Annotated in this window: 13 protein-coding genes, 2 tRNA genes and 2 pseudogenes; 9 read left to right on the plus strand and 8 right to left on the minus strand. The window is 72.1% G+C overall.

Going from position 1 to position 14,881, the window contains the following annotated elements:
* Positions 1-35 precede the first annotated feature (35 nt).
* Together surE and ACLJQE_RS35165 are read right to left on the minus strand one after the other, a co-directional pair.
* Complete coding sequence (surE, locus tag ACLJQE_RS35160) at positions 36-1,013, minus strand: 5'/3'-nucleotidase SurE (protein ID WP_410643858.1); 978 nt, start codon at positions 1,011-1,013, stop codon at positions 36-38.
* A 152-nt stretch (positions 1,014-1,165) separates the two neighbouring features.
* On the minus strand, positions 1,166-2,569 hold the full coding sequence (locus ACLJQE_RS35165) for an alpha/beta hydrolase domain-containing protein (RefSeq protein WP_410643859.1): 1,404 nt from the start codon (positions 2,567-2,569) through the stop codon (positions 1,166-1,168).
* Positions 2,570-2,888: 319 nt separating this feature from the next.
* On the opposite strand from ACLJQE_RS35165, the gene ACLJQE_RS35170 reads away from it, so the two are divergent.
* Positions 2,889-4,235 (plus strand): sigma-70 family RNA polymerase sigma factor, encoded by a 1,347-nt coding sequence (locus ACLJQE_RS35170; RefSeq protein WP_410643860.1) that lies wholly within the window; start codon positions 2,889-2,891, stop codon positions 4,233-4,235.
* A 31-nt stretch (positions 4,236-4,266) separates the two neighbouring features.
* On the opposite strand, the gene ACLJQE_RS35175 is transcribed toward ACLJQE_RS35170, so the two are convergent.
* Entirely contained in the window at positions 4,267-6,573 is a 2,307-nt protein-coding gene (locus tag ACLJQE_RS35175) for a PQQ-dependent sugar dehydrogenase (RefSeq protein ID WP_410643861.1), read from the minus strand.
* A 268-nt stretch (positions 6,574-6,841) separates the two neighbouring features.
* Here ACLJQE_RS35175 and ACLJQE_RS35180 point away from each other — a divergent pair, with 268 nt between their 5' ends.
* Both ACLJQE_RS35180 and ACLJQE_RS35185 read left to right on the plus strand, forming a co-directional pair.
* On the plus strand, positions 6,842-7,696 hold the full coding sequence (locus ACLJQE_RS35180; RefSeq protein ID WP_410643862.1) for an NAD(P)H-binding protein: 855 nt from the start codon (positions 6,842-6,844) through the stop codon (positions 7,694-7,696).
* Between the two features lie 106 nt (positions 7,697-7,802).
* On the plus strand, positions 7,803-9,050 hold the full coding sequence (locus ACLJQE_RS35185) for a hypothetical protein (RefSeq protein WP_410643863.1): 1,248 nt from the start codon (positions 7,803-7,805) through the stop codon (positions 9,048-9,050).
* A gap of 55 nt (positions 9,051-9,105) precedes the next feature.
* On the opposite strand, the gene ACLJQE_RS35190 is transcribed toward ACLJQE_RS35185, so the two are convergent.
* Together ACLJQE_RS35190 and ACLJQE_RS35195 are read right to left on the minus strand one after the other, a co-directional pair.
* The gene (locus ACLJQE_RS35190; RefSeq protein ID WP_410643864.1) at positions 9,106-9,306 is read right to left on the minus strand and encodes a hypothetical protein; all 201 of its coding nucleotides are present in this window, start codon (positions 9,304-9,306) and stop codon (positions 9,106-9,108) included.
* A 1-nt stretch (position 9,307) separates the two neighbouring features.
* Positions 9,308-9,721, minus strand: a complete 414-nt coding sequence (locus tag ACLJQE_RS35195) for a DUF6010 family protein (RefSeq protein WP_410643865.1) — start codon at positions 9,719-9,721, stop codon at positions 9,308-9,310.
* A gap of 176 nt (positions 9,722-9,897) precedes the next feature.
* Between ACLJQE_RS35195 and ACLJQE_RS35200 the strand changes: the two genes are divergently transcribed.
* The gene (locus ACLJQE_RS35200; RefSeq protein ID WP_410643866.1) at positions 9,898-10,788 is read left to right on the plus strand and encodes an alpha/beta hydrolase; all 891 of its coding nucleotides are present in this window, start codon (positions 9,898-9,900) and stop codon (positions 10,786-10,788) included.
* A gap of 51 nt (positions 10,789-10,839) precedes the next feature.
* The gene (locus ACLJQE_RS35205; RefSeq protein WP_410643867.1) at positions 10,840-11,481 is read left to right on the plus strand and encodes a TetR/AcrR family transcriptional regulator; all 642 of its coding nucleotides are present in this window, start codon (positions 10,840-10,842) and stop codon (positions 11,479-11,481) included.
* 76 nt (positions 11,482-11,557) lie between these two features.
* On the opposite strand, the gene ACLJQE_RS35210 is transcribed toward ACLJQE_RS35205, so the two are convergent.
* Positions 11,558-13,006, minus strand: coding sequence for a DHA2 family efflux MFS transporter permease subunit (locus ACLJQE_RS35210; RefSeq protein WP_410643868.1), 1,449 nt, complete (start codon positions 13,004-13,006; stop codon positions 11,558-11,560).
* Positions 13,007-13,172: 166 nt separating this feature from the next.
* Between ACLJQE_RS35210 and ACLJQE_RS35215 the strand changes: the two genes are divergently transcribed.
* Both ACLJQE_RS35215 and ACLJQE_RS35220 read left to right on the plus strand, forming a co-directional pair.
* A tRNA-Val gene (locus ACLJQE_RS35215) sits at positions 13,173-13,247 on the plus strand.
* 37 nt (positions 13,248-13,284) lie between these two features.
* Positions 13,285-13,356: transfer RNA gene (locus tag ACLJQE_RS35220), tRNA-Val, on the plus strand.
* 105 nt (positions 13,357-13,461) lie between these two features.
* Here the strand turns inward: ACLJQE_RS35220 and ACLJQE_RS35225 are convergent.
* A complete protein-coding gene (locus ACLJQE_RS35225; RefSeq protein WP_410643869.1) occupies positions 13,462-13,827 on the minus strand; it encodes a hypothetical protein in 366 nt (121 codons plus the stop codon).
* Positions 13,828-13,937: 110 nt separating this feature from the next.
* On the opposite strand from ACLJQE_RS35225, the pseudogene ACLJQE_RS35230 reads away from it, so the two are divergent.
* Positions 13,938-14,033: pseudogene (locus ACLJQE_RS35230) on the plus strand (helix-turn-helix domain-containing protein); the annotation flags it as partial.
* A 105-nt stretch (positions 14,034-14,138) separates the two neighbouring features.
* Positions 14,139-14,264, plus strand: a pseudogene (locus ACLJQE_RS35235) (IS30 family transposase); the annotation flags it as partial.
* Positions 14,265-14,407: 143 nt separating this feature from the next.
* Here the strand turns inward: ACLJQE_RS35235 and ACLJQE_RS35240 are convergent.
* Positions 14,408-14,698, minus strand: a complete 291-nt coding sequence (locus ACLJQE_RS35240) for a D-alanyl-D-alanine carboxypeptidase family protein (protein ID WP_410643870.1) — start codon at positions 14,696-14,698, stop codon at positions 14,408-14,410.
* Positions 14,699-14,881: the final 183 nt, after the last annotated feature.

Below are 14,881 nucleotides of genomic sequence, written 5' to 3' on the forward strand. Positions count from 1 at the left end.
GCGCCGCGTCGTGACGCGTCCTCCGCGGGCTGCCCTCAGCCGGGCAGGCGGCCGGTGTAGCCGCGGTTGACGGCGACCGCCGACACGCTCACGTACCCGTCGAACAGGGCCTTCGTGTCGCTGTCGGGCTCGAACTCCGGCGCGGGCGTGACCGGGTTGTAGGACAGCTGGTAGGTCCCGTCGCCCGCCGGCACGTACGTCACCCGGCCCTGCGCCACCCGGCCGACCTTCGTCCAGCGCACCGGCGACGGCCCGGATCCCGGCGTGACGTCCGGCTGGTTCACGTTCACCAGCACCATGTCCCGCACGAGGGTCCACATCCGGGGCGACGCCAGCAGCTTGACGACGACGTCGGCCGCGGCCGCGTAGGTTTCCGTCGACGGCGGGGGTGCCACGCGGGTGCCCGCGCTGACCGCCACCGTCGGCACGCCCCGCTCGACCGCCGCGGTGGCCGCGCCGACCGTGCCGGACAGGTTGATCGAGATGTCGGTGTTCGGGCCCGCGTTGACGCCGGAAACGACCAGGTCCGGGCCCTTGGTCCAGCCGAGCCGCTGCGGCAGGACACCGGTCAGCGCGAGCTCGACCACGTCCGCCGGGGTGATCGACGGGCTGCCGGGAACGCACGGGGCGCTGCCCTGGCAGGCGCCCAGCACCAGCCCGCGCCCCGGCGCGTTCGCGCAGTCGGCGGCGAACTCGGCCGGCACCGCCAGTGGCGGCGCCACGGACGCCGAGGGAGACCCCGCCGTCGACCGGCTCTTCGCGCCCTGTGACGCCCACGGGCCGACGATCGCCACGTCGGCTCCGGCCCGGCACAACGCCTGCCGGAGCACGTAGATGCCCCGCCCGTCCGAGCCGTCGGGCTTCGCCGCCTGCACCGAATCGTCGTTGACCAGCAGAACCTTCTTGCCCCCCAGCGAAACCGGTTGATCGGACCGCGGGCTGGCTTGGGCGGGCACGGCCAGCGACAGGGCAACCACTGCCGCGGCCGCGACGCGCAAAGCCTTGAACCGCATCGCCACCTCCTCGTCTGTTCGGAACTTCAATCGTTCGGAATCGGAGGGCCAGGGTAGCGAGAACGGCGGTGGCGAGGGGGTGTTTCGGCGGTTTCGACGGCGAGCCCGCCCCGGACCGGACGGGCTCGCCCGGGCAATTCCTTTGTGGACGGTTACGGCACCGGTGCCGCCTGTGCCCTGGCCACGGCCTCGTCGCGGTCGGCCGGCAGCAGGTAGCCCGACCGCACGGTCCGGTCCGCCGCCGCGGTGAACTTGGCGACGTAGGTGGCGTGGTCCGGGTAGAGCTGCCGGATCCGGTCCGGCGTCAGCGGCGTGGTCGTGCCCAGCAGCAGGCACGCACCCGGCACGTTGCCGCCGCTGTTGTTGGGCGAGTAGGACGCCACCGGCACGTCGAGGTCGGGCAGCCGGACGCCGCCGAGGGCGTTCTGGTCGGCGTCGCGCAGGATGATGAGGTTGAACAGCATCGAGATCGGGGCCGCGGTGGGCGGGGCCGCGCCGCCGCGCGCCCAGCGGTCCAGGTAGCGGAACGCCGTGTTCTCCGCGTAGCGGGACGTCATGCTGTTGACCGGCTTGTCACACGTCGTCGGGGCGCCGCCGTTGATCGACTTGTCGCGGGCGTTGGCGGCGTTGTACAGGTTCAGGCCGTACTGGTCGGCGTGTGCGGTGCCGGCGACCTCCCACGTGCGCACGCGGGCGGTGTCCTGCCGGACCGAGGCCGAGGCGATGACGTCGGTCTCCGACTGCAGCACGAACACCGGGACGCCGAGGTCGGTGCGGATCCGGGCCGACAGCGGGCCGACGACGCCGTCGCCGATCGGCGCCGCGAGCGCGGCCCGGCCGTGGACCATGAAGCCGTCGTGGCTGCGCCGCACCGGCTGGATCGCGTTCGCGTAGGTGGTCATCCGGAGCGCGGACTGCGAGTGCCCGCTGCCCAGCACGACCGACGGCGTCCGGCCGCCGAGCAGCTGCGGGTTCGCCCGGACCGCCTGGGCGGCCTGGGCGAAGATGTCGTAGGAGAGCGCGTCACCGCTGAGGTTCACCGCGGCGTACCGCGCGGGGTCGAGGCTCTTGAGCTTGTCGGCACCGGCTTTCTGGGTCGTCAAGCCGACGTAGGTGTAGCCCTCGCGGATGAAGTGTTCGTAGGACTGCGAGAAGTCCACCGGGATGTCGACGCCGAAGCTGACGTTGAGCCACTCGATCACGACGGTGCCGTTGAACCGGGCGGCATCGCGCGGCCGCACCACGACCATCCGGGTCGTGTACGGGTTGCCGGTGGTGGCCACGCGGGTGGTCCAGCGGCCGTCTTCGGTCCACAGGCCCACCTGGTCGAACGTGTCGGCCTGGCCGGAAAGCAGGTACTCCTCTTCGACGTACCCGCGGCCGGCGAGGTCCAGGACGCCTTGTGAGCCGCTGACCGGCCAGCCCCGTCCGGCGTTCGCGGGGATCGCCGTGACGGTGGGGGCGGCGGCGGCGGCGGACGGCCGGGCCTGTGCGGCCGGGGTGATCAGGACGGACGGCAGGAGCACGGTCAGCAGCACGAGCAGGGCTCTGCGCATGGGTAAACCCTTCTGATGGTCGACGGCACGCCGAGCGGCTCCCGGCTCGCGTACCGTCCACATCGGACTTGTGGGTGGTGGCCGGACAGCCACCACCGTTGTCTTCTACTCGCCGGTAATGGCGGGGGCAACGCCGTGTCCGCGAACCGGCGGGAAGCCACCCGGGAACGCTCAGGGATGTGACAAGTCCACGTCCCCGGCACTCGACGAAGGCAAATCGGGGAAAGTGCTTTCCGCGCCGCAACCTTGCGCTGGTGTCACTCGTTGCGCGACTATCTCGGGACGTTCTGCACGTGCATGCGCACGGCGAGGGGGAGTGGTGACCGAAGTGGCGCCGGCGGTGGCCGGGACGACGGACGTCCCGACCGACGCGGCCTTGATCGCGGCAGTCCGTGGTGGCGACATCGCGGCCTACGGCGAGCTCTACGACCGGCACCTCGCCGCCGCCCGCCGGGTGGCCGCCGCGATCGCGGCCGACCAGGCGGAGCGGGACGACCTGATCGCCGAAGGATTCACCCGCGTGCTGCGGATCCTGCGTTCCGGCGAGGGGCCGGACGAGGATTTCCGGCCGTACCTGCTGACGACCATCCGGAACACGATGATCAGCTGGCGCCGTCGTGACTCGGCCGTCTCACTGGTGGCCGAGGTGCCGGACGTCCTGCCGGGTGCGGGCAGCGACGAGCCGGTCGGCAGCCGGCTGCACGCCACGGTCGCCGCGGACGCGTTCGCGAGCCTGCCCGAGCGGTGGCGGACGGTGCTGTGGCGGACCGAGATCGACGGCGAGTCGCCCGCGCGGATCGCCGAGGACCTCGGGATGACGCCGAACGGAGTGGCCGCGCTGGCCTACCGCGCCCGGGAGGGGCTGCGCCAGGCCTACCTGGACCAGCACGTGCCCGAAGCGCGGCGGCGCAACTGCCGGAACGTCTCGGGCCAGCTCGCCCGGTGGGTGCGTGACGGCATCTCCGACCACAAGAAGCACCGGGTCGCCGCCCACCTCGACCGCTGCCCGGACTGCCGGGAGCTGGCCGACGGGCTCCGCCGGCTCAACCAGGAACTGCCCGCCGCGGTGGCCCCCCTCATCCTCGGCATCCCGATCGTCTCGCAGTGGTTGTCCACCACCGGCTCGCTCGCCACCTCGGGGGCTGCCGCCGGTGCCACCGGTACGGGCGTGTCCGCCCTGTCGTGGGCCACGGCGGCGAAGGTGGCGGCCGCGGGCGCGGCGCTGGTCACGACGGTGACGATCGGCGCGAGCACGTCCAGTGACGCCCCGCCGCCGCTGTCCGGCGGCGAGGGGACGACCCAGCCCGTCCGGACCGGGCCGCAGGCCGGCTCGCGTCCCGGCGTCCTGCCGGGCGGCGTCGCGCCGGCCTCGGCCGGGACGGGCACGCCCGCGGCCGTCACCCCGGGCGGGGAACCGGCGGGCGGGCAACCGGCGGGCGAGCCGGCGGGGACCGCGGAATCCGGGCAGCCGGCGGCGACGGGCACCGGAAACGGCAACAACGGCAACGGGAACGGGAACGGCAACAACGGCAACGGGGTCGGCAACAACCCGGACAAGGAAGCCGCGAAGTCGTCCAAGCAGGCGGCGAAGGAGTCGTCCAAGGCCGCGAAGGAATCCGCGAAAGAGTCCAAGAAGGCCGAGAAGACGAAGAACGCCGGGGAATGACCCGGCGCCGCGTGGCGCCGGGTCATCCCGCTCAGCAGGGCTGCAGCAGCCAGCAGAGCCGGTAGTTCGCCTGGTAGGTCGCGCCCGCCGCCGGCGCGACGACGTTCTGCGTCCGCGCCCCGCCGTGCGCCCAGCTGGTGAAGGCGTACTTCATGTTCAGCGGGGGCAGGTTCTGCGGGCTGTTCGCGCTGATCGAGTTGCTGGATCCGGCGATCACCGTCCGCGAGAACGGCGTCCGCTGCTGGGTCCCGCCCACGGTGAGCATCGCCTGGCTGGGGCTCGAGGTGAAGTTCAGCGTCACCGTCTTCGGCTGGAGGTCGATCGTCTTGGACCCGGTGCGGCCCGTCGAGTCCGTCGCGGTCAGCGTCAGCTGCAGGTGCGACGGGTATTCGTGGTCCGGCGCGACGAACGACCCCGCGGCGGTGCCGGGGAAGTCCTGGACGTTGTGGGTGTGGCAGGTGCCGTTGGCCGCGCAGTGCCGGATGGCGAGCCGCCAGGACAGGGCCGAGGGCGGCAGTTCGCCGTCCTGGGCGTCGACGGCGCGGCCGGAGAACGGCACCGTCTGCCCGACCGACCAGGTCAGCGTGCCGGCCGGGGTGTCGATGACCGGCACCGGGTCGAGCCCGGCCGGGGTCCCGACGGTCACCCGGACCGTCGTGGTCGCCGACGCGCCGTGGGAGTCGGTCACCCGCAGCCCGGCGTCGACCGTCGCCGCGGCGGTGTAGGTGCGGGTCGGCCGCGCGGCCGAGGAGTCGTCGTAGGCACCATCCGCGTCGAGGTCCCAGGCGTAGGAAAGCGTGTCACCGGCGTCCGGGTCGGTGGAACCGGTTCCGTCGAACTGGACGGTCAGCGGCGCCGGCCCGCTGGACGGTGTCGCCGTGGCCACGGCGACCGGCGGCCGGTTGGTGCCGCCCGCGTAGCCGACCCGGCGCAGTTCGCCGGCACCCAGCGCGACGTAGAACAGGTCGCCGCCGGGACCGGTGAGCACCTGCACCGGCGTGCCGGCGCCGGTCACGAAGGGCACCAGCTTGCTGGGACTGGGCTGGCCGGAGACGGTCTGCATCGCCCAGATGCAGCCGCGGGAGGAATCGGCGAAGAACAGCGCGCCGGCGTACTCGGCCGGGTAGTTGCTGCCCGACTCGAAGGCGATCCCGCTGATCGAGGAACCCCCGGTGGGACACGGGTCGGTCGCCACGACCTTGGCGGCGTGGTTGTAGGCGTAGTACGGCGCGGTCTGCCCGCCCGCCGAGTACAGCGATTCGCAGCGGTCGAGGTTCGCGCCGTCGTAGCCGGCCTGGCGGCCGGTGCCTTCGAAGCAGGGCCAGCCGAAGTTCTCGGCCACGCCGTCGCCGACGTTCGCGATGCGGTTGATCTCTTCCCAGGTGTTCCAGCCGACGTCACCGGACCACAGTTCCCCGGTGCCCGGCCGGAACCCGAAGCGGAACTGGTTGCGCGAGCCGTAGGCGATCACCCGGCGGGCGTTGGCGTCGGTGCTGCTCGCGAAGGGGTTGCCGGGCAGGCCGGCGCCGGTGTCGGGGTCGATGCGCAGGATGGCGCCGTTGAGCAGCACGGGCTGCCCGGCGGCGCGGCGCGGGGACTGCGACCGCAGCGCCCCGCCTTCGGCCGACGGCGGGGCGAGGTTCGTGCCGGCCGGCGAGGGCGGGTCGGCGCAGGGGTTGCCGACCTGGCCGTAGTCGGCGAAGTTGAAGCTGGCGCCGTCGCCGCCGCCCGCGTAGAGGGCGCCGTCCGGGCCGAAGGCCAGTGAGCCGACCGAATGACTGGGGTACTGCTGGCACCAGCCGGTGACCAGGGGTTTCTCACTCACCGCCGTCCCGGCCGCGCCCATGGTCAGCTGGGAGACCCGGCCGGTCACGACACAGCCCTGGTCGGTCGCGCCCGGCGGTGTCGGGCAGGTGTCGCCCCACCTCGGCGCGGTGCCGCCCGGGAGGGCGTCGAGGGTGTAGGAGACGTAGACGTACGGCCGGGCGGGGAAGGCCGGGTCGACCGCCAGCCCGAGCAGCCCGCGGTCCCAGAAGTCCTGGGTCGGGGTGCGGAGGTCGGCGAACACCGTCGCCGTCGGATCGGCGAGGGAGTCGAACACCTTGACCAGGCCGCTCTTCTCCGCGACGAACACCCGCCCGTCGGGCGCGAACGCGGCGGCGGTCGGCGAGCTGAGACCGCCGATGGCGACCGTGTCGGTGAAGCCGGCGGGCACGGCGGCGACGGCGGGGGCCGCGGCGGCGACGGCCACCGCGAGGGCACCGGCGACGGGTACGACCACCCCCGCCGCCAGTGCGCGTCTTGATCTTCGCAGGACCGGGAAACGACAAAAACCCATCACGAACTCCTCGTGCGGCGGGGACCGGACTGGCGCGGACGCCGTCCGGTATGGCGCGCGGAGCCGGAAAGTTGTTACGCGACACACAAGAATGTGCCCGAAAAGCTCAATCCCGTTAAGGGTCAACGGCTTACCGGTACTTGCGTGGCCGCCGTGGTGCGGCCATGCTGGGCGGCTCGCCCGAACTGATTCCAGTGTTAACTCACTCCTGGTATCAATGATGCTAACCTGGTTACTATCAGCGTGAACATCCACGAAGGGGAGCACCATGATCGTCATCACCGGGGGAACCGGGAAGCTCGGTTCCCGGATCGCCGAGCGGCTGCTCGAGCGGGTTCCGGCCGCCGAGATCGGGGTCAGCGTCCGGGAGCCCGGCCGGGCCGCGCAGCTCTCGGCACGGGGCGTCCGCGTCCGGCGTGGGGACTTCGCCGACCCGGGCTCGCTCGCCGAGGCGTTCGAGGGGGCGGCGCAGGTCCTCGTCGTTTCGACGGACGAGTCGGGCGACGAGGCCGTGGCCCACCACGTCTCGGCGATCGAAGCCGCGCGCGAAGCGGGAGCGAAGCGCGTCCTCTACACCAGCCACCAGGGTGCGGCCGCCGATTCGGTGTTCGCGCCCATGGCCGACCACGCCGCGACCGAGCGCCGGCTCGAAGGGGCGCCGTTCACCGCACTCCGCAACGGGTTCTACGCCAGTACGGTGCCGCTGCTGCTGGGTGCGGCGCTGGAGACCGGTGAGCTGGCCGCCCCGGCCGACGGGCCGGTGTCCTGGACGGCGCACGCCGACCTCGCCGAAGCGGCGGCGATCATCCTCGCCGACGAGGGCCGGTTCGACGGGCCGACGCCGCCGTTGACCGCGCCGGTGGCCCTCGACCTGCAGGACGTCGCCGCCCTGCTCACCGGCCTCACCGGGCGTCCCGTCCGGCGGGTGGTGGTCTCCGACGAGGCCTGGGTGGCCACGCTGACCGGGCACGGCGTCCCGGCGCCGCAGGCGGAGCTGCTGCTCGGCATGTTCCGGGCCGCCCGGCGCGGCGAGTTCGCGACGGCCGGGCCGGAGCTCGAAGCCGTGCTGGGGCGTCCGGCGACGCCGCTTCGGGCGGTCTTGGCCGAGGCGCTCGGGCGGTAACCGGGTCCGGCGGCGCGGGCAGGATCCACAAAGGACGGTCGCGGATACAAGAGGCGTACAAGGCCGGTGTATGGATTTTGGACCACCGGCTGGCGTACTTTCTCCCATGCGAACTCCGAAAGTGATCCTGCTCGCGCTGGCCGTGGCGGCCGGCGCGCTGGCGCTGCCCGGGACGGCCGGCGCCGCCTACAGCGATCCGCTGACGACGACGACCAAGCAGAGCCTCGTGTGGCACGCCACGCCGGCCGCCGCGTTGACCGCGCTGGACAACGCGCTTCCGAACGTCAGCCTCAACACCGTCGTCAACGACACCAGCTACGACATGACCGGCTGCACCGCCGCGGAAAAGGCCTCGCTGCCGAAGGCGCCGGTGGCCACCAAGGCGATGTGCTGGGACGCCGACCGCGCCGGGACGACGACGTGGAGCCCCCAGGGCATCACGACCTCCGGTGACGCCGACAACGACGGCAAGTGGGGCGAGGACAAGGTCATCCTGTCCGGCTGGCACGGCACCGACGCGCTCGGCCGCTACAACGACGCGCGGATCCAGGCGATCAACTACAACGACCCCGCCAAGCCGTCGTACCGGATGATGTACCTCGGCGTGCCCAACAGCACCGGCAGCAGCTTCTCCGCCGCGCAGGCGCACATGGGCGGGATGGCCTGGTACGGCGACAAGATCTACGTGACGGCCGAGGGCAGCACCTCGACCGCCATCCGCGTCTTCAGCACCAAGCACATCCTGCAGCTGACCGACACGACGTCGAACGCGATCGGCAAGACCTCGGGCGGGTACGCCGCCTACACCTACAAGTACGCGATGATGCAGATCGGCTACTACACCTACGCCGGCGGCACCTGCAGCATGTCGTCCGACACGGGTGTGCCGTGCTTCTCGTCGATGTCGCTGGACCGCAGCACCACCCCGGCCAGCGTCGTGACGACGGAGTACTTCTCGGACCAGAGCCGCCACGGCCGCCTCTACCGCTACCCGATGGGCACGGACTACCTGCTGGCCGCGTCGTCGGGCACGGTGGCCGCGACCGAGGCGGTCCGCAGCTCGGTGGGCAACATGCAGGGCGTGCTGTCCAACAACGGCAAGTGGTACGTGGCCCACAGCTCGGCGACGATCAACGGCCAGCTCTGGACCCAGACGACGGCGAAGAGCAGCTCGGCGACCTGCGGCACCGGCACGACGGCCTGCTGGGCGGTCCACCCGGAGGCCCTGACCTACGACTGGTCGACCGGTCTGGTGTGGTCCCAGTCCGAGTGGTCGACGGCCGACTGCACGGCGAAGAACCAGGTGTGCGGCCGCGCGGTGTTCGCGGTGCCGCTGTCCTCGCTGGCTGCGTGACCTGAGCTCGCGGAAAGCCGCCCCGGGAGAAGTTCTCCGGGGCGGCTTTCGGCGTTCAGGCGCCCGGGTGGCCGCAGGCGTAGACGTTCGCCGAGGCCAGTGCCACGCAGGCGGGGCAGGTGTTGACCGGCCGGTCGCGGCGGCCGTGGTACGGGTGGCGGGCGCCGCACAGTGCCGTGAGCACGTCCCCGGGGCGCGGGTCCGGGGTGCACCGGGGGCAGTAGGCGTGCGCGGCGCGTTCGACGTCGGCGCTCATGTCACCCGGGTACCCCCGGCGGCGGCGCGCCAACCCGCCGCCACGCCAGGACCGACCGGCCGCCGGTGAAGCACCAGATCGCGATGACCGGGTCGCAGATCGCGCAGCCGAACGACGAGTCGTGGGCGAACGGCAGGATCGGCTGGCCCTTGAGGTGGTGGACGACGTCCCAGCCGGTGTGCAGCAGCCAGCCGATGCCGATGAACGTCCACGAGCCGAGCCCGCGGAACGCGACGTAGGTCAGCACCGCGCAGAACACCAGCTCCCACGGCCCGAGCGCGCCGCCGGAGAGGTAGGCCGCGCCCGCGCCGCCCACCAGCACGGCGTTGAAGCGCTGCCGGTGCCGTTCCGGGATCAGCGAGCTGAGCAGGACGTAGCCGAGGCCGATGAGGATCGGCGCCAGGATCTGGATCACGAGCTCGACGTTAGGAACCGGCCGGGCGGGCGGCCAGTGGCCCGGCGGCCAGGCAGCACCGGGATTTCGCCACCTGTGAGTGAATTAACTCAAGTGATTGACTTAAAGCGGGGGTATGCTGCCGTCATGACCACCACGGAACCGCCGGTCCACTCTTCCCGCGACCGGCCGCGATCATGACCGTGCCGCTGTCCGCGGTGGCGCCCGAACTGCGTGGCCGCGTCCGGCGGATGCCGCGCCTGCCGCTGGAGCGCGCCTGGGTGCGGCGCCTGCTGCGGGCGGCGGGCGCGCGGATGCGGCCGCCGTCGCTGCCGGACGTCGCCGTCGAGCTGCACCCCGGCCTGCGCGTGTACCGGCCGCGGACGCCCCGGTCCGACCTCACGCTGTTGTGGATCCACGGCGGCGGCCTGGTCATCGGCGGCGCGGCCCAGGACGACCGGTTCTGCGCCGGGACGGCGGACGAGCTCGGCATCACCGTCGTGTCGGCGGAGTACCGCCTCGCGCCGGAGAACCCGTACCCGGCGGCGCTCGACGACTGCCACGCCGCCTGGACGTGGCTGCGGAGCCACGTCGACGCGGAGCGGGTGGTCGTCGGCGGGCAGAGCGCCGGCGGCGGGCTCGCGGCGGCACTCGTGCAGCGGCTGCACGACGAGGGCGAGCGGCCGCGGGCGCAGTGGCTGTTCTGCCCGATGCTCGACGACCGCACCGCCGCGCGGCGCGGCCTCGACGACGCCGGGCACCGCGTCTGGGACAACCGCCTCAACCGCTTCGGCTGGCGCTCCTACCTCGGGACCGAACCGGGCGCGCCAGTCGTGCCGCTCTACGCGGTGCCCGCGCGCCGGAACGACGTCACCGGGCTGCCGGACACCTGGATCGGCGTCGGGGACATCGACCTGTTCCACGACGAAGCCGCCGCGTACGCCCGGCGGCTGCGCGCGGCCGGCGTCGGCACGACGCTGCACGTCGTGCCCGGCGGGCCGCACGGGTTCGAAGCGTGGGCGCCGTCGATCGAGTTCAGCCGCCGCTACCTGGCCGAGGCGCGGGCGTGGCTGGGACGGCTCCGGTAACGGCATCCGTAAGGTGGGGTCCGGCAGAGCGTCGGGTGACCGGGTGGGTGGATGAACGTCAAGGCGGATCGCGCGAGTGCCACGCGGGAGACCATCCTCGTGACGGCGGAGCGGTTGTTCGCCGAGCACGGGGTGCACGCGGTGTCCAACCGGCACATCAGCGAGGCGGCCGGGCAAGGCAACAACGCCGCGGTCAACTACCACTTCGGCACCAAAGTGGACCTGGTCCGCGCGATCGCCCGCCGGCACTCCGGCCGGATCGAGCGGTTGCGCGCGGAGCTCGTCGACGCCATTGACGGCGACGGCGACCTGCGCGACTGGGTGGCCTGCCTGGTCCGCCCGTCGACGAGCTACCTGCACGAACTGGGTTCCCCGACGTGGTTCGCGCGGTTCAGTGCCCAGGTGATGACCGACCCGGCGCTGCGGGCGATCCTCGAGGAGGAGTCGCTGGCCTCGCCGGCGCTGGCCCGCGCGGTCGAAGGACTCAACCGCTGCCTGGACGGCCTCCCGCCCGAAGTCCGCGCCGAGCGCGGCGACATGGCCCGCCAGCTGATGATCCACATGACGGCCGAGCGCGAGCGCGCGCTGGCCGAGGGCACCCCCACCCCCCGCGCGAGCTGGAACGACGCGGGCACGGGCCTGATCGACGCGATCACCGGCCTCCTCCTCGCCCCGGTGACCCCCGCTTCCTGACCCGGCCGGACGACAGACGGCAGGTCCGCCGCCCGCCCGGCTGTCCCTTGTGGACCCGGAAGGGAAGCGGGCTTCCTCAGTGCACCGAAGTGGACGCGGCCACCGTCGGCCCGCGCCGGATCAGCCAGCTGCCCGCGAAGGTGACCAGCCCGACGATCCCGGCGACGGCGAACGCCGCTCGCAGGCCCGCGGCGTCCGGGCCGGTGGCCGCGGCGTCGTGGCTGCCCAGTGTCGCCACGCTGATGAACACCGCCGTGCCGAGCGCGCCGGCCACCTGCTGCAGCGTCGAAAGGATCGCGCTGCCGTGCGAGTACAGGTGTTCGGGCAGCACGCCGAGCGACTCGGTGAACAGCGGCGTCATCATCAACCCGAGCCCGGCCATCATCAGCACGTGGATCCCGATCACCGCGATCAGCGGCGAATCCGGCCCCAGCACCGCGAACAGCCACAGCGAAGCCGCCATCGCCGCCGCGCCGGGGATGACGAGCGGGCGCCCGCCGACCTTGTCGAACAGCGCGCCGACCGGGCGGCCCAGCAAACCCAGCACCAACCCGCCGGGCAGCAGGACCAGCCCGCTGACGAACGTGCTGGTGTGCAGCACCGTCTGCAGGTACAGCGGCAGCAGGATCGCCGCGGCGCCGATCAGGCACACGAACAGCAACGCCGTCAGCACCAGCGCGACCACGAAGCTGCGGTGGGTGAACGGCCGCAGATCCAGCAACGCCCGGTCCCGGCGCTGCAGCCGCAGCTGCCGCCAGGTGAACACCACCAAAGCGGCGACCCCGGCGACGACCGGCACCCACCCCGGCACCAGCGGCCCGGCCCCGGCCTGCTCCCCACCCGACGACAGGCCGTACAGCACCCCGCCGAACCCGATCGCCGACAACAGCACCGACGGCAGGTCCAGCGGCACCCGGCGGCGTTCGCTGCCGAGCCGCAGCAGAAGACCACCGGCCACCAGCGCGGCCACCGACAGCGGCAGCACGATCCAGAACATCCAGCGCCAGCCCAGCGACGACAGCACCGCACCGCCGATGGTCGGCCCGATCGCCGGCGCCACCGCGATCACGATCGTGATCGTGCCCATCGTCGCGCCGCGCCGCTCAGCCGGCACCAGCCGCATCACCGTCGTCATCAGCAGCGGCAGCATCACCGCCGTGCCGCACGCCTGCACCACCCGCCCGGTCATCAGCAGCCCGAACCCGGGCGCGACCGCGCTGAGCACCGTGCCCAGGGTGAACGCCGACAGCGAGAACAGGAACACCTGCCGCGGCGAAAACCGTTCCAGCATGAACCCGGTCGTGGGAATGACGACGGCCATGGTCAGCAGGAACCCGCTGGTCAGCCACTGCACGGTCGTCGTCGGCACCCGGAGGTCGACGGTCAGGTCGCGCAGCGCGACGCTCAGGATCGTCTCGTTCAGGATCATCACGAACGCGGAAAGCACGAGAATCCCGATGAGGACTCCCGAGCGCGCCGGGGCGCGGTTCACATCGGCGGGCGGAGTGGACATGGTTTCGGTCATCGGGGTGGGAGTCTCCTGGTCGGCCGGGACGGCCGGGACGAACACGGACGTCCCTCGCAGTGTGCCCGCTCCGGACTGCTCCTGCCAGGCGGTTTCGGCACACCGGACCCCCCGCAAACCGGCTCGCGGCGTCCGATATGCTTCTGTCAGTACGAAGTTCCGCAGCGCGCGATTAGCTCAGCGGGAGAGCGCTTCCCTGACACGGAAGAGGTCACTGGTTCAATCCCAGTATCGCGCACCACGAGTCCACCCCCGGATTTCGTGAAAGTTCGTACCACGGGCGATTAGCTCAGGGGGAGAGCGCTTCGTTCACACCGAAGAGGTCACTGGTTCGATCCCAGTATCGCCCACAGTGTGTTTGGACTGGTCAACGGCCTGCCGATGATTTTTGTCGGCAGGCCGTTGACCGTTTCGGGGAGCAGGTTCTGCTGACCACAGACGCGAATCCGAAGGGTTCATGCCGCTGTCTCGGCCTGGCTGAGACGTTCGTCCCATGACCAGCCCCCGTCCTGCTCCCAGCGTTGCCGGAGGGCGGTCAGGAGGTCTTCGACCATCCGGTCGGTGACGTGCGGCCCTTCGCGGCCGGCCGGGTCGTGCTTGTCACAGCCGAGGTGGTCGGTGATCTCGCCCTCGAGCGCGGACTCCGGCAGCCGCTTGGTCAGCTGCGCCAGCACCCCGCCCTCACCGGTCAGCGCCGGCCCACCGGCCTTCGCGCGGCTCACCAGCTGCGCCACGAGCTGCTCGTCCAGGCCGGTCCCGGGGTTCGAGTTCTCAGCGTTCTCCACGCCGGACATCATGTCGGTCATCAGGTGCACTTCCATGATCGGGAGTTACACCGAACTTTTACAGTCCCTTCGTTCCGGCAGGTTCAGGCGGTCGTGGCAGGTGATCTTGGCGATCGGTGGGGGAAGGATTCCCTGTCGTGCGGGAGATGGTGACGTTGGCCGATCGGGAGGAGATCTCCCGGGGCCTGGTGGAGTTGTTGGAGTTCAAGGACATCGCGGCGCGGATCGGTCGTGATCCGTCGGTCGTGTCGCGTGGGGTGGTTGATCGCGTTACGCACCGGCCGCACCGGCCGCACCCGGCGCACCGGTCCACGTCCGGCCCCGGCGCCGCGGATCCGGGAGCCCCGCTACATCGACGAGCGCCCGACGAGGTGCAAGGGCGTGCCGTGCCTGGTCACCGGGAGGGGGATCTGGTGATCGGGAAGGGCGGCAGGTCGGCCGTGGCGACCCTGGTCGAGCGCACCAGCAGGTTCGGTGATCCTCCTCCGGCTCCGATGCCCCTCACCGGACACTCCCCAGGCGGTACTTCGAAAGCCCGTGTTCGCGACAGCACCTTTGCGCGGCGCCCGGGGTCAGCCGCCGGTGGCGCTCGGGAGGAGGGCTGGGCAGCCCGCGCTCACGTCGCCCGCGTCGTACTCGAAGTGCCAGGGTTCGTTCTCGTAGCGGCGGCACCAGCCCAGGGGGCGCCCTCGCGCTCCACCCGGGCCGCGGCCGACAGCGGTGGCACGTCCACGGCGATGCCCTGCACGTGCATAGACTCCTCCGGTTGCAGCACGTAGCGCGAGGCCAGTTCGCGGGCGCCGAACTTGCGCACGGCCTCGGCGAACTCGCGCTGCTGCTGGGCCACGCTGCGCTTGCCGTCCTGCGCGCACAGCCGGACACCCCGCTGTTGTGCGGTGGCGCGCAATCGGGTCCTCGATGAGGATTTCCCTGGGCTGACCGGCGATGGCCTCGGTGGGCGCGAGCGCGGACAGCGGGACGGTCAGCCACCGGGGCCCGACGAGGCCCGTCGCCAGGCTCGCGAGGAACACCAGCACCGGCGCGAGGCCGATCGTCGTGCGCCTCTCGCGGTCTTCGGCGTGGTGGACAC

The sequence above is a fragment of the Amycolatopsis sp. lyj-346 genome (assembly GCF_046548975.1).
Taxonomy (GTDB): Bacteria; Actinomycetota; Actinomycetes; order Mycobacteriales; family Pseudonocardiaceae; genus Amycolatopsis.

Bases quoted from the DNA above. Each gene is read 5' to 3' on its own strand.
- surE (WP_410643858.1), bottom strand. From the start codon at position 1,013: ATGCGGTTCAAGGCTTTGCGCGTCGCGGCCGCGGCAGTGGTTGCCCTG.
- ACLJQE_RS35165 (WP_410643859.1), bottom strand. From the start codon at position 2,569: ATGCGCAGAGCCCTGCTCGTGCTGCTGACCGTGCTCCTGCCGTCCGTC.
- ACLJQE_RS35175 (WP_410643861.1), bottom strand. From the start codon at position 6,573: ATGGGTTTTTGTCGTTTCCCGGTCCTGCGAAGATCAAGACGCGCACTG.
- ACLJQE_RS35180 (WP_410643862.1), top strand. From the start codon at position 6,842: ATGATCGTCATCACCGGGGGAACCGGGAAGCTCGGTTCCCGGATCGCC.
- ACLJQE_RS35185 (WP_410643863.1), top strand. From the start codon at position 7,803: ATGCGAACTCCGAAAGTGATCCTGCTCGCGCTGGCCGTGGCGGCCGGC.
- ACLJQE_RS35190 (WP_410643864.1), bottom strand. From the start codon at position 9,306: ATGAGCGCCGACGTCGAACGCGCCGCGCACGCCTACTGCCCCCGGTGC.
- ACLJQE_RS35200 (WP_410643866.1), top strand. From the start codon at position 9,898: ATGACCGTGCCGCTGTCCGCGGTGGCGCCCGAACTGCGTGGCCGCGTC.
- ACLJQE_RS35205 (WP_410643867.1), top strand. From the start codon at position 10,840: ATGAACGTCAAGGCGGATCGCGCGAGTGCCACGCGGGAGACCATCCTC.
- ACLJQE_RS35210 (WP_410643868.1), bottom strand. From the start codon at position 13,006: ATGACCGAAACCATGTCCACTCCGCCCGCCGATGTGAACCGCGCCCCG.
- ACLJQE_RS35225 (WP_410643869.1), bottom strand. From the start codon at position 13,827: ATGGAAGTGCACCTGATGACCGACATGATGTCCGGCGTGGAGAACGCT.